Origin of the sequence: Aliivibrio logei (assembly GCF_001691055.1) — a bacterium.
Taxonomy (GTDB): domain Bacteria; phylum Pseudomonadota; class Gammaproteobacteria; order Enterobacterales; family Vibrionaceae; genus Aliivibrio; species Aliivibrio salmonicida.
On record NZ_MAJU01000004.1, the window covers coordinates 77439 to 91839 of the forward strand.

Sequence of the window (14401 nt, forward strand, 5' to 3'; positions counted from 1 at the left end):
AGGTGAACCATAGCTTACATTGAGTAGAGGTAGTTATCAAAAACACAATTGATATCCCCTCTCTTTTTTAAGTCACGACACAACCCCATACATATCCAGCTTGGTTAGTAATAGTCCAGACATAAAAAATGGAAGCTTATTAATAAGCTTCCATTTTATTTTATCTGTTTAGGTTTTTAGCTAAATTAGCCTTTTAAACCTTGTTTGATTAGGTGTTCTTCGTATGTACCGTGGAAATCGTTAACGCCATCTTTTGTGATTTCAATGATGCGTGTTGCGATTGAAGATACAAACTGACGGTCATGAGATACAAACATTAATGTGCCTTTGTAGTTCTCAAGCGCCAAGTTCAATGCTTCGATAGATTCCATGTCCATGTGGTTTGTTGGTTCATCCATTAATAGGATGTTTGGTTGTTGCATAATCAACTTACCAAATAACATACGACCTTGTTCACCACCAGAAATCACTTTAACTGATTTCTTGATATCGCTTTGAGAGAAAAGCATACGGCCAAGAATACCACGAACAACTTGCTCGTCATCGCCTTCTTGTTTCCACTGCCCCATCCAATCTAATAGATTTAGGTCTTCAGCGAAATCATGTCCGTGATCCTGCGCGTACATACCAATATTGTTGTTCTCAGACCATTTGATCATGCCTGACATTGGTTCCATAGCACCAGCAAGTGTGTTCAATAATGTTGATTTACCAATACCATTCTCACCGATGATCGCAATGCGCTCACCCACTTCAACCATCAGGTTAACGCCGTTAAGCAAGATGTTTTCGCCATAACCTTGCTTTAGACCTTCAACTTCTAATGCATTACGGAAAAGTGGTTTTTCTTGGTCAAAACGAATGAACGGAGATTGACGGCTAGATGCTTTAATCTCTGTAAGTTCAATTTTATCCAAACGCTTCTGACGAGAAGTCGCTTGTTTCGCTTTTGATGCGTTTGCAGAGAAACGGCTTACGAACGTTTGTAAGTCAGCAATTTGTGCTTTCTTCTTCGCATTGTCTGCTTGAAGTTGCTCACGAGCTTGTGTTGCTGCTGTCATGTATTCATCGTAGTTACCTGGGAATAGGCAAATATTTCCGTAATCCACATCAGCCATGTGTGTACATACTGAGTTCAAGAAATGACGGTCATGCGAGATGATGATCATTGTACAGTTACGAGCAAGAAGAATGTCTTCTAACCACGCAATAGTATGCATATCCAAGTTGTTCGTTGGTTCATCAAGAAGCATGATGTCTGGTTCAGCGAACAGAACTTGTGCTAATAAAACACGAACTTTAAGACCTGGAGCAACTTCACTCATTAAACCAAAGTGTAGTGACTCTGGAAGGCCTAGACCTAATAGAAGTTCACCAGCACGAGCTTCAGCTGAGTAACCATCCATTTCACCGAATTGAGTTTCTAAATCGCCAACACGCATACCATCTTCATCTGACATTTCAGGTAAAGAATAAATACGGTCACGCTCTTCTTTCACTGTCCATAGCTCTTTATGACCCATGATTACAGTATCGATTACTGTGTATTCTTCGAATGCGAACTGATCTTGGCCTAATTTAGCCATACGTTCATTTGGATCTGTTGAAACTGTACCGCCAGACTGTTCTAACTCGCCACCTAAGATCTTCATAAAGGTAGATTTACCACAGCCGTTCGCGCCGATTAAACCGTAACGGTTACCGTTACCAAACTTAACAGAAATATTTTCAAAAAGAGGCTTATCGCCAAATTGCATTGTGATGTTAGCAGTCGTTAGCACAGTACATTCCAATTAGTTATTCAAATAGACATAAAAAAGCTGGCCCGTATGTCCAGCTTTTCAAATTTGCGCCGATTATAGCAGCATTTGTGATTTACATCACTGTATTATTGTTCTTTTAAACCGTGGGCAAAAAAATCATCTTCAACGCCAGTTATGTTATAATTTGTTACGTTTTCTTTCACCGAGTTTTATTGTTTTATTTATGAAATATCTAATCACTGGCGTTTCTGGTTTTATTGGCTTTTCTGTGGCTAAACAATTACTTCAGCTAGGTCACTCAGTCGTTGGTATTGATAACCACAATGCTTATTATGATATTTCTTTAAAGCAAGCGCGCCTTAATTTCTTACTTCCTCATTCCTCTTTTGAGTTTCACCAATTATGCATAACAAGTGCACAAGATCTTGCCTCTGTATTTGAAGTGCACAAGTTTGATCGCGTCATTCATTTAGCCGCTCAAGCTGGGGTTCGCCATTCTATCGATAACCCAATTTCTTATGGCGAAAATAACCTAATGGGCTACCTCAACATGTTAGAAGCTTGTCGTAAAGCACGCATTCCGCATTTTATCTATGCCTCTTCAAGCTCAGTTTATGGCTTAAATAATAAAACGCCTTTTTCTTGTCATGATAATGTTGATCACCCAGTGTCACTTTACGCTGCAACGAAACGTGCTAATGAACTAATGGCTCATTCATATTCTCATTTGTATAATATACCAACCACCGGTCTGCGCTTTTTTACCGTGTATGGCCCATGGGGTCGTCCTGATATGGCCCCTTTTATTTTTACGAAAAAAATACTTAATAACCAAACCATTAATATAAATAACAATGGGGAAATGTGGCGAGACTTTACTTATATAGATGACATTGTTGAGGGAGTAATCAGAATCGCCGATGTCATTCCATCTCAAGAAAACAACGTTGACAATAACAATTCTCCAGCACTAAGCTCTGCCCCTTATCGCATTTACAATATTGGGCATGGCAGTCCAGTAAATTTAATGAGTTTTATTCAAGAAATTGAAAAAGCGACCAATAAAGTAGCGACGAAACATTTTAGAGAAATGCAACCCGGTGACGTATACCAAACCTATGCAGATACTCAAGATCTCTTTGCCGTGATTAATTACACGCCTAAAGTCTCTATTACAGAGGGCGTTCCACAGTTTGTCGATTGGTTTAAACATCATTATCAACACGAGAACAATTCCGTTACTTCGACGAATAACAATGATACGAGTAGTGATGTAATCTCAATAGAGAGCATTTTATTGCAGTCATAAAAAATTGGGGGGAAGTATATACACCTCTCCCCCCATTTTTTATGTTGTTTTCTGTTCTCTATTCAGTGTAGGTTTTTACTATTTTTTGAAGTTCAATGACTTCAGGTTCTGGAATATTTTCATCAGGGTAAGCCGCTCGAACTTTATCCGTTAATCCTTTAGCAAATACTTGGTACAGCACTCTTGTTGATACCGTAATTGGGTATTCAACCTCTGTTGGTAACTCAAAGTGTTCTTGACGTGTTTCTCCCGATTTAATACGAGTATCTTGTCCTATTTTTACATAACGCCAGAAACGTAATCCAACAGGCTTTCCATCTTTATCAACCCCAATTTTAATAAATCGATGCGCATCTTTTGGAATTGCCCCATCTTTCATTACGCCACTCTCAAACACATTGTTACCCGTTGCATCTCTCGCAATAACTTCTAGCCATACTTGTCGACGAGCACCACCGGGCATGTCATGCCCAGAGTTAACATTAGTCACATTTGCGGTAAATGAATTGCCTTGTTTTTCGACGTCTAACGTTAAGGCTGTTTTCAAGATATCAATGCTCAGCTTTTTATGCTCAGGGTTACGCATTCCAGTAAAGTAATAGTTACCTCCTGCAAAATGATGCGAACGTAAATTTGATTTCATTGGACCATCGTCCGTCGATTGACCACCGACCTTATTATTAAAATCAGTAACGTCTTGAGTCATATGGCAATCAATACACGTTTTATTTTTACTTGGATCGTTAGGTGCGTTAAATGGAGACGCTAACCACTCGCCAAAATTATCATTAATATTAGCGCCTTGCCCTGTGGTGAACTCATTGTGACAACTCGCACAGTACAACGAACTTTGATATAACTTTGGATCCGAGTATGAGGCTTTATGCTGCTCTGGAGCCGCATTAATTTGTTTTTCAGACAGCCATTTCAACACACTATTTTCAGTATCTTCAAACACATAGGCTTCACGATCTTTTAAGTTAACCGTAACATCTGTATTACCACCTGCATTTTCTGCTTTAGTGATCCGATGGCAGAACACACATCCAGTACCCCGCTCACTCACTGAACGCCCATGGGCATAGGCCTCTTTTAGATCTTCACCTCCTTTTGACCACATATCCCCAAAGTCCGATAATGGTTTATTATCGCCATTAATCACGCCTTGTGGGACGTGACAACCACGACAAAGCACTCTGAACTCTTCTCCTTCAGTTTCAGCCGCAACGTCTTCTTGGAATCGATAATAAGGATGGTCCATGTTCATACCATGGTTTGAGTCTGCCCATTGGTTAAATATTGTAGTATGACAATCGGCACATTCGGCGGAATTAACCCATTCATCAGGATGAGTATAACGTTTCGTGTCGTCTAATCTTAACCATGTTGATAAATAAGGTAAATTCTCTTGAGAACGTACGTATTCATTCAATGCAGACATCATTTTAGCAGCCTCAACAGGCGGATGCTCTACACTTACTGGTGGCTTATCTTCTTCACGAGGATCGCCCCCCATTCCGCCTTGAGTCTTTTGGATAATATCAATATAGGCACCAACGGGATCACCTGCGATCATTTTTCGTACATCAACATGCCCTGTTAGTGCATTTTCAAAACGATCTTTTTTTCCGTCTTCCATTAATTGACGGTTAGTAAAGTTAAAGCCGTCGAAATGACATGAATTACAGCTCATCCAAAAATCACCCGCCATTGGGAAATCAGGATAATCAGCCATATTTGCCGTGTTGAATAGTCGCTTCCCTTCACGTAACTGCGTTGGCATTGGATCATGGGTAACTAAATTAGCAAAATTGGCCTGCGTTAATTTCACTTTTGCAAAAGGCCCTGCCGCTCCTGTATCAAATTTGGTGATATCTAACGACATCGCATTTTGAACATAAAGATCGCGCCCTGATATTAAGATCCCTCTTGGATTATCTCCCGGCACATTACGATAAATTTGCGTCGCTTTTACGCCACCTTGAAATTTTTTGCGACGATGACGTTTCTTATTTCTTTTCCCTTCACGAGATAAATCGAAAACCAACAGGTCTTCAGATCCAGCCAATGTAAAGATGACTTTTTTGCCGTCATCAGTAAACGCTCCATCGTGTGGGTTTGATACGATTCTAATTCGATTTCCACTTTCAATAATATTAATTTGCTTAAACAGTTGTTTGCGTTCATCAACCACTTCTTGCTCATTTCCAGGGGTTAAATCTAAAATTGAAACCGTTGGGAAAACCGTCGATTGAAATTGAAAATCATGATCGAACGACCACAGCACATGTGGTAACCAAGCCGTTTCACCATCAGGAGATATAACAATGTTATCCAGCAATCTTGGTTTACCTTGAGGCGTTGTTTTTTCTTTATGCGCTTCAGAATCAGCTAATTGAATCACCTTAATTAAAGTCGGGACACCGCTATTCGTATCAAAGATAGAAACCTGTCCGGTTAACGAGTGTGATACAAGTAGACGTCCATCATCCATCAATGAAAGCCCTCGCGGGGTTGATTCTGTACTGATGGTTTTGATTACACTGCCTGAACGGTCTATCACTAACAGCTTATCTCTCTCAAAACTCGTTACGTAATACTGCTGATTTTTCGCGTCAAAAACGGCACCAAATGGGCGTGAAGGTACTTGGGTAATATGCTCAACCTTTAACGATTTAGCATTGAGTAATAAAACGCTATCGCTTAAATAATCTGTCACTAAGAGTTGCTTAGCATCATCACTCATAGCAACTCGGCGAATGTCTCTGCCAACAGTCGCTTCATTAATGATTTTTCCGCTCACTCTGTTAATAATACTCACACTCCCCGCATCAAAATTAGCACTAATAAATTGTGACTTATCTGAATTGAACAGAATCGAGCTGCTTTTTTCGATTGCCGAAGCAAATTGACTTACACTCATGCATAAGATGAGTGTTAGCCAGTGTACCGATGTCCATTTACTACTTAATTTCATCGTTGTATTACCCAATTGTTTCATTTCAACCTATTGCCCATCAATTATCTGATATAAATACAGTGTTCTTTCCCCGATGAATCGAGCAGAAAATTGCTGAACTAATATTCCTTTTTCTAATACTGTTCCTGATATTCGCCACGCACTTTCTGGTGATACTAATGCCGCTTCGTGTAATTTAATATTGCTACTCGGATAATACATATCGTAAACGGCTCGTTCACTTAACCTATCTCTGAGTAAATTAACACTGTAATTTGTTCCGATCATACAGGCCTCAGGGTGTACTTCAAACCATGCTATCGCTTGCTGTATTGGTGCTTGTCTCGATTGTTCAACAGTTAATTTATCACCGGTAACAATGAACAAAAGAATGACAAATAAAGGCACAACTCCTTTTTTATTTTGCCAAAACATAGAACAAAAACTCATCGAAAATACAATAATGACAAGAACTAAAACCGGAGCCCAATGTCGTAAATTATCTGGGTTTTGGCCTAACGTAATCCAAACCCAATAAATCAATGCGATGACAGAAATCATTCCAACATAACGTGCTTTTAATTGTTGCTCTGATGGTTTTTTAAATACTGTTTTTAGTGACCAAATAAGAAGAATAAAAATGGAACTAAGGATGACCAAACCATAAGCACTCATCAACCCTTTCACCCACTGTATAATTTGAGATTGATTACCCTCAGCCGTATTTCCCCATATCTCAAAATGTCCTTGGGTAAAACGTACTCCTTCTTCAAAATACGCCATTCCATCATGTTGCAAAATAAACAGTAAGCTAACGCATCCTATAATCGCAATCACACTAGCCGCTTGAAAATACGCTTTCAGCTTCAACAGATGACTTGGTACAAATAATGGAAATAATGCTAATCCCATCGCTAATGGAAAATAAGAAGGTCTTGATGCCAACATCAAACCTAACCAAAAACCAACATGATAATTCCGTTGTAAAATAGCTGAAATAACAGCCATAAGGAAAAATGCCAGAGCGATTGGATCTGATAAACCGCTTAATGCCATTGAAACCAACAACGGTTGCATTAATAACACAACGCAACCTAAAGCCGACTTCCACCATGACGCCGATAATATAAAAACAATACGAGCCACAAGCAGAGGTAACATTAGTGCGCCAAGTAATGACACCCACACATTCGCTGTAATGGGATTCACTATTGTCGCTGCGACCCTATTCAAGATCACAAACGCGGGATAACCAGGAAAATGAGGGCGAAATTCCAAAACAGAAAATCGCTCTACCGCACGTGAAAAATTAAATGCATCATCACTGGTTATCTCTATCGGGTATTGATTTACATATAATCCCCAAAGAAAATAACTGGCGACAAAAATCAATAACCAAACGTACTTATTGCCGTTCATTCTTTATTTAAAATCACGGATCGCATTGAGCAGCAGTGCTTTTTGCTTTGAAAATTCAGCAGGATCTGCGGGTGCTTTTCCTACTCCAAATACCCCAGGATTACCAATAGAGGCTAACGCACCTTGAATCGCTTGAGTCGCTTCTTGGCGTTGGCTGCCATTCATTTTTGGAGCAAGTAAATCTAAAAATAACTTACTTTTCACTACCAGTACTTTGGCTACTTGATAATCATCCAGATTTTTCTCTGCACCATCTAATCGACGAATAATTTCTTCTACTACCGCAGAATCCATTAAAGTTTCTATTTTCTCTGCATCTTTATTATCAATGGCTTCTAACATCGGCGTTAAAAGATCAACTTGATGTTCATTTTTCAAGTAAATAAATTCGTCATTTAAACCAGCTACCGATGCACTAACTGCAGCATAGTCAGGAATTGTTAGCGCTTGTAAAATCGCTTCTCGCCCTTCAATAACTGGCTCTTTACCTGCCGCTGCGTAAGAATACGCATACGAAGACACACTGAACAGTAGACTTAAAAACAAGACGAATAATTGGCGCACCATCACTCTTCCATATCTATTCATTTATCACTCCTAAAGGTCGCTTTACGCCACGCTTTGAACTTCAATCACCGTTTTTTCATTACGGAAATCAAATATTTCACGACGACGATCTTTGCCATCAATCACACTTTGTGCGGCCATCATTCCCATTTCCATCGCTGTATCAGTGAAAATGTAACGGAAAGTACCTTGTCGCCCAGTCATGATTAAATTTTCAAATTGACATAAATGGGTAATGGCCTTTTCACGTTTGGCTTGATAAGTAATATCCATTAATGGGTAGGCGTGCTCTGTGTATGAGGTAAAAAACTCTCCTGTCGCTAATTTAGGATCAACACCCAGAGCTTCAAGATCACTCAAAATACGCGTTTGTAGTTTTTTGCCATCCATATTCCAAACATCATCGTTTTTATTGCATGGGATCTCGATCATCACTGATGAACGTCCCTCTGGAGCCATATACGATGAACGACGTTTTGGTTCTTGCAAACGAGTACCTAACATTTCAGGATCAGATAAATATTGCCATGTATTATCAGAGATATTCTCTGTCTCCATTGGCATATTCATAAAGCGTAATGAACGGAACTCTAGTTGACTGTCAAAGTCCGTTAATTTACACATTAATGACAATGGAAGCGTTGAGATAAGCTCGTCACATTGAATATGCTTTACTTCTTCATTGTGTTTATAACTTACAGAACCAATACGATTATTCTCAGCATCAAGGCCACATACATCACTGTTTAATAAGATTTTAGCACCACGTGCTTCTAACTCTTCCGCTAATCTGGTGTATAGCTGACCAAAGCCTAATTTAGGATAGCGGTATTGTCGGGCGTAGGTACGAACGGATGATTTTTTACCTGGTAATAAACGTCGAACAACGTCTTTTAAATCCATCAAACTAATACGTTGAGATGCCCAATCACCAGATAAAAATTTAGGATCGATTCCCCATAATTTACCGGTATAACCTTCAAAAAAGTGTTTATACAAAGTACGACCAAAACGGCTTTCTATCCATTCGGCAAAACTTACATTCGATCTATCATGAGGTGTTGATTTAAATAATTGCTTGATAAAATCAACGCCTCCCCCCAATAATAGGGGCAGCGGTGCATTTTTAATGAGATCCACTAAGGCTAACGGATACTGATAAATACGGCCTTTATAACGAATAACACTCTTACGTTGTGCAAACAGTAAATCATCGCCCATCAATTTATCAACAAAGGTCAATAATTTAGGATTTTTAGTAATAAAACGGTGCCCACCAAAATCAAAACGATACTCGCCATGTTCTCCGGTAAATGTTTGAGTTGCACACATTCCGCCTACGTGATCATCTCGTTCAATAATCGTAACTTGATAACCTGCATCCATTAACTCCCATGCAGACATTAGGCCTGCCGGACCAGCACCAAGTACTACAACGTGTTTTTTATTTGTTGATTCACTCATGCTTGCTTATAACCTCTATTCCAAAATGTAACAAATGTTGCCATGTATCCTCCCCATACTAATAATTGCAATAAACCTGGGGATGAATTGTAACCAAATAAAGCACGTAAAAATGTGCCAAAAACACCTCTATCATCGAGAATATGCGAGATATCAAACAATTGAGCATGCAAAATTGGAAGTAAATGAGCGGCTTGAAGCATATTAATAGCAGAAGATAATAAACCGGCGGCAATAACAATAATCAACAAACTCGTCCAACGAAAGAATGAACGAATTGGTACATTTTTAGTACTTTTAAGCATCATCCAAACAATAACAAAAGCTAAAACTAAACCCGCGACTGCACCAATAAGTGCATCTTGTGTACTGAATGCGCCAAAGTTTGAATACATCAATGCAGAGAAAAATAAGATGGTTTCAAACCCTTCTCTCAATACCGCTAAAAACGATAAGAAAACCAACCCGACAACATTGCCCTTAGAGACCATATCGTCAATCTCTTTTTTCATGCCTTCTACTTGGTTTTTAGCCTGACTTTGCATCCAAATAGCCATATAAGTAAGAACGACAGTAGCAAAGAGTAATATCCCTGCCATAAGAATATTGCGGTACAACTCACTGCTAAACTGATCAACAACAACCTGAAATACAACCGCAATGGCTAACGATAAAATGAGTCCCGCAAACACTCCAACATAAATATATTTATTGTATTGGCGTGCGTTTAATTTTGATAAATACGACAGTGCAATTCCAACCAACAAAAAGGCTTCTAGCCCTTCTCGTAGGGTGATTAAAAAACTTGCAAACATAGTGACCTCAAATAGGTTAATTTAATTAAGAGTCTGAGCTCTTTCATTTATTACTTTGTTGTTTTAAATACTTTTAGAACGGTCCAACGCATAGCATGACGAAACACTAATGGTGCAAGTAACCACGAAGAATAAAAATGCACATCTTGAATAAAGAGTCCTAGCTCATTGCCAGGTTTACCAATAAAGAACAGATAAAAACCGCTAAGGCTGCAGATAATAAGTAGCCATTCAATGGCATTACCCGTATGGCGAAGAAAGGCCTTTTTACTTTTAGTAATTAATCGACGATGGGAAACCCAAAATGCACCAACCACTAAAATAAAAAGAGAAACACCAATCAGCATATGGCCTAGTAGTACCCACCGTTCAACTTGCCAATAAATTTCAACACGATCCCAAAGTAAAACACCACTAATAAACATGGTATAAAGTAGAGCTTCAGCCCATTGATGATGATAGGCTAAACGTTGCCACCACTGACTAAATTTACTCAATTCTATTTTTGATTCAGAGATCTGATTTACAGCCATAATCATCGACACCTACTCTGGTTGAACTTTATGTTGCGTGTTAAGACAATAGAAACGACAAAGGCAGCGAGAAAAATCGCTGCCTGAATGCACATAATATTACTTAATCGTTACTTAACACTGACTTTATTTGCCATTGTCATTGCCGTACCAAACTTACCACCAGCAGCAATAATTTGATGAACACCATCTTCGTCAGTATCTGTTGATTTACTGCCTTTTAATTGGTTTTCACCCGAATCACCCATCCATTCAGCTAATTGCATACCGCCATTAATCACACCACGGAACCAACTTACGTAACGGTTAGTTAGTGTTGTTAACTCAAGCGCTGGTTCATTTTCACCTTCTTCATTTTTAAGATGCAAGATGACTTCACGTAAACCACCAGAAATCGCAGCCGCCGTATATGGTGTATGAATCGTGGCTTTGCCTGGTACCGAAGCCCACGTATTGATGTTCTTATCAAACATGTTTTTCTCTACCGCTAGGTAAATAGAGCGAGCAGCTTGTTTGTATTTCACATCGTCGGTTGCTAAAAACGCAGCAACTAAACCACGAATCGCAGCAAACTGTGCATCCAATGATGTTTCATTACCCACTTTTACTGTCTTAGATAACGTTGCACCATCAGCCACTAAACCGTTTTTAGTCACTAATTTATTAATGATGAAATCGGCTTGACCTTTGATCATCGCTAACGCTTCTTTACCTGCGTCTGTTTTTAAATTCACATCACCTGATTCTGCTGAAGCATAACCGACAGGCAGTGCATCTTTCGCTCGTTGATAAATAGACAGAGCGACAATTGAATACGCGGCATCGTAAGTATCAACTTTATTGCCTTGTTTACCTGATTTATTTTCGGTTACAAATGTCCCTTGGGCTTTGTTGTAATGCAGAGCAGCAATATTCTTAAATAATAAATTCGACAGGTTGTTTGATAGTGAAAATGCATCTGTCGCAATAACATCATTCTTCTCATTACCATCAATATTTACTTTTGGTGCAGCAGCAAATGGAGCACCATCAAATACAGCTAAAAACGCCGGATTTTGAGCGGCATTTACTGTACGTTGATCACTGTATGCAAAGAATTCTGAAACAGGCCATAACATTGACCATGTATCACGTAATGATGATGAGCTATCTGTCACTTTCAATGCTTTAATCGATTTAACGCCATTTTCCTGCCCTTCGGTCACCGCAACTTTATGTGCGAACCAAATCGGTTTCTTAAACGGGTTGTAATCAGGACCAAATTTCACGCCTAATGTTTTGCCATCAAAGCCCATTTGTTCTTGCATGATTTGCATTTTATCAACCGACATCTCAGTAAGAAGCATGCCGTTAAAACCATCTGCCGCTGATACACCTAAACTGTGCTGACCATCTTGATCCATGACAGCGGATTCCGCTTCCACTTCTTCATCCGTCGCTGTTACGTGCATACCACCTAAGAAATCTTGAGACCACATCACTTCTTTAAGAAGAATGCCACCAGTTGCAGCTGGATTAAATGACTTATCAAAAGAAGCGTCATTCCACGCTAGCGATTTGTAATCACGGAAATAAGCAGGTACCTCAGTTTGAACTGTTTTGCTATTGCCTTTAGCTGTTGTAATTTCAACTTCATCACCATTAACGGTGGTTGTATCAGGCTTTTGTGCAAATTCAGGGCTACCAGAAACATAAGGAAGTGAAATGGGGTACATATTCTGAGGAACTTCACTTACAGGAAAACCAACCGCGGTTGCCATTTCAATAACACGTTTACCTAAATCGGCTAATTCACCACCTCGAGCTTTGTTCGCAGGGCCATTGACTAAATGAGGGCCCATTGTCGATTGGTAGTTTAGTGCGTACATCGCTTCTTCAGAATATTCGTAGCTTTCAATACCTGATGCAAAATCAAATGGCGTTGGATCATCGGCAACATTTGGATCCAAGACATCTAAATCAAGGCCTAATGATTCAGCGAGTGGCTCACCTGACAATTCAAATTCGGTATAAGCTAAGAAGTTACCTGCTGGCTCAAGAGTCTTATCTAAAACGGTGACTTCTGGTGCTGCGTATACTGATGAAGCTAATACGGCGGCTGAAATAGCGATACTTAATGTTGATTTTTTCACTGCTTTTTCCTTTAGCTCTGATAATGCGAGTGATTATCATTAATAAACTTATTAACAACAAGGTTTTATTTTTTATAGAAAGAAAAGTGTGACAATGATCACTAAAATGTAAGGAGATGTTACATGCACATCGAAGGTATCGCTAAAGTAAATCAATCCTCCTTTGCTCTTTTCCTGAACTTACTGACTAAAAACAAAAAAAGCTCAAACCAAAATTTGAGCTTTAAATACAATGCGAATAGTCTCATCAACTGAATCGATAATGTCACTATTCCCCTTTAAACATAGGGTAATCAATGTAGCCAAGTTCATTACCACCAAACAACGTCGCACCATCTAATCCAGAAAATTCATAATTATTCTCTAATCGTGACACTAAATCTGGGTTAGAAACAAACGGACGACCAAAAGCGACTAAGTCAGCATAGCCTTTATCTAATATCTCATCAGCTCGCTCTTGCGTATAACTGCCTGCCACGATAATAGTGTTTGTGAAAATGTCTCGTAATGTAATGCGAAAACTCTCAGGGATAACGGGAGCATCATCCCAATCAGCTTCAGATAAATGCATATAAGCAATGTCACGAGCCTGAAGCTCTTTTGATGCATCAAGAATAGTAGGAACAATATCAGGGCAATCCATGTCTTTAAACGTAATAAACGGAGCAAGGCGAACCCCCACTTTGTCAGCACCAATGGCTTCAATTACCGCATCAACCACTTCAAGAAGGAATCGGGTTCTATTCTCGCGCGTCCCGCCGTAGTTATCCGTGCGCTTATTTGAATTTGTACGTAAAAATTGATCAATCAAATAGCCATTGCCGCCATGAATCTCTACGCCATTAAAGCCCGCTTCTATCGCTTTCTTTGCTGACTGAGCAAAATCTTTAATAACTCGATCGATATCCGCCTGAGTCATTTCTCGCGGTTGAATGCAATCCACCATATTTCCATTGCCTTTCTCATCAGAGATCCAAACCTTAGTTTCAACTGGAGATAATGCAGAAGGCGCAATAGGCAACTCTCCCTTTTGGAAAGTAGGATGAGAGACTCGCCCTACGTGCCAAAGCTGACAAAACATAGCAGCACCTTGCTCTTGAACGGATTTAGTAACGAACTGCCATCCTTTTACTTGCTCATCAGTGTAAACACCCGGAGTGAATGAGTACCCTTGTGAATCATCTGAAATTTGAGTCGCTTCAGATATAATTAGCCCCGCACTCGCACGTTGTTTATAGTAAGTAGCCATCATTTCGTTTGGTATATTCCCGGGCTGACTTGTACGAGCGCGAGTCATTGGTGCCATTACTACACGGTTTTGTAGAACCAATCCTTTTAAACTTGTTTTCTGAAGTAATTTGCTCATTCTGTTCACCTTATTAAAACCATTTATCATTAATTTCGTATTTCTTGATAAAGAAACCATGCAATCAACATTCT

Annotated in this window: 10 protein-coding genes; 1 reads left to right on the forward strand and 9 read right to left on the reverse strand. The window is 39.4% G+C overall.

Features of this window, described 5'->3' with window-relative positions:
* Nucleotides 1-185: 185 nt before the first annotated feature.
* Nucleotides 186-1781 carry an ABC-F family ATPase gene (locus A6E04_RS00835; RefSeq protein ID WP_017021398.1) on the reverse strand — a complete coding sequence of 532 codons (1596 nt, stop codon included), beginning with the start codon at nt 1779-1781 and terminating at the stop codon, nt 186-188.
* A 205-nt stretch (nt 1782-1986) separates the two neighbouring features.
* Here A6E04_RS00835 and A6E04_RS00840 point away from each other — a divergent pair, with 205 nt between their 5' ends.
* Complete coding sequence (locus A6E04_RS00840; RefSeq protein ID WP_065609399.1) at nt 1987-3072, forward strand: NAD-dependent epimerase/dehydratase family protein; 1086 nt, start codon at nt 1987-1989, stop codon at nt 3070-3072.
* A 58-nt stretch (nt 3073-3130) separates the two neighbouring features.
* Here A6E04_RS00840 and A6E04_RS00845 read toward each other — a convergent pair whose 3' ends face one another.
* The 8 genes from A6E04_RS00845 to A6E04_RS00880 form a co-directional block, all read right to left on the reverse strand.
* Complete coding sequence (locus A6E04_RS00845; protein WP_065609941.1) at nt 3131-6049, reverse strand: multiheme c-type cytochrome; 2919 nt, start codon at nt 6047-6049, stop codon at nt 3131-3133.
* A 30-nt stretch (nt 6050-6079) separates the two neighbouring features.
* A complete protein-coding gene (locus A6E04_RS00850; protein WP_244886230.1) occupies nt 6080-7450 on the reverse strand; it encodes a hypothetical protein in 1371 nt (456 codons plus the stop codon).
* Nucleotides 7451-7453: 3 nt separating this feature from the next.
* The gene (locus tag A6E04_RS00855; RefSeq protein WP_244886231.1) at nt 7454-8038 is read right to left on the reverse strand and encodes a hypothetical protein; all 585 of its coding nucleotides are present in this window, start codon (nt 8036-8038) and stop codon (nt 7454-7456) included.
* Nucleotides 8039-8059: 21 nt separating this feature from the next.
* Nucleotides 8060-9481 (reverse strand): FAD-dependent oxidoreductase, encoded by a 1422-nt coding sequence (locus A6E04_RS00860; protein ID WP_065609402.1) that lies wholly within the window; start codon nt 9479-9481, stop codon nt 8060-8062.
* On the reverse strand, nt 9478-10296 hold the full coding sequence (locus tag A6E04_RS00865; protein ID WP_065609404.1) for an FTR1 family iron permease: 819 nt from the start codon (nt 10294-10296) through the stop codon (nt 9478-9480). Before A6E04_RS00865 ends, A6E04_RS00860 begins: the two co-directional genes overlap by 4 nt.
* 50 nt (nt 10297-10346) lie before the next feature.
* Complete coding sequence (locus tag A6E04_RS00870) at nt 10347-10829, reverse strand: hypothetical protein (RefSeq protein WP_017021391.1); 483 nt, start codon at nt 10827-10829, stop codon at nt 10347-10349.
* Nucleotides 10830-10939: 110 nt separating this feature from the next.
* On the reverse strand, nt 10940-12961 hold the full coding sequence (locus A6E04_RS00875) for a hypothetical protein (protein ID WP_065609407.1): 2022 nt from the start codon (nt 12959-12961) through the stop codon (nt 10940-10942).
* 268 nt (nt 12962-13229) lie between these two features.
* Nucleotides 13230-14327, reverse strand: coding sequence for an alkene reductase (locus A6E04_RS00880; RefSeq protein WP_065609409.1), 1098 nt, complete (start codon nt 14325-14327; stop codon nt 13230-13232).
* Nucleotides 14328-14401: the final 74 nt, after the last annotated feature.

Excerpts from the sequence above, each read along its gene's own strand:
- A6E04_RS00865 (WP_065609404.1), bottom strand. The coding sequence starts at position 10,296 with ATGTTTGCAAGTTTTTTAATCACCCTACGAGAAGGGCTAGAAGCCTTT.
- A6E04_RS00850 (WP_244886230.1), bottom strand. The coding sequence starts at position 7,450 with ATGAACGGCAATAAGTACGTTTGGTTATTGATTTTTGTCGCCAGTTAT.
- A6E04_RS00840 (WP_065609399.1), top strand. The coding sequence starts at position 1,987 with ATGAAATATCTAATCACTGGCGTTTCTGGTTTTATTGGCTTTTCTGTG.
- A6E04_RS00880 (WP_065609409.1), bottom strand. The coding sequence starts at position 14,327 with ATGAGCAAATTACTTCAGAAAACAAGTTTAAAAGGATTGGTTCTACAA.
- A6E04_RS00855 (WP_244886231.1), bottom strand. The coding sequence starts at position 8,038 with ATGAATAGATATGGAAGAGTGATGGTGCGCCAATTATTCGTCTTGTTT.
- A6E04_RS00845 (WP_065609941.1), bottom strand. The coding sequence starts at position 6,049 with ATGAAATTAAGTAGTAAATGGACATCGGTACACTGGCTAACACTCATC.
- A6E04_RS00860 (WP_065609402.1), bottom strand. The coding sequence starts at position 9,481 with ATGAGTGAATCAACAAATAAAAAACACGTTGTAGTACTTGGTGCTGGT.
- A6E04_RS00870 (WP_017021391.1), bottom strand. The coding sequence starts at position 10,829 with ATGGCTGTAAATCAGATCTCTGAATCAAAAATAGAATTGAGTAAATTT.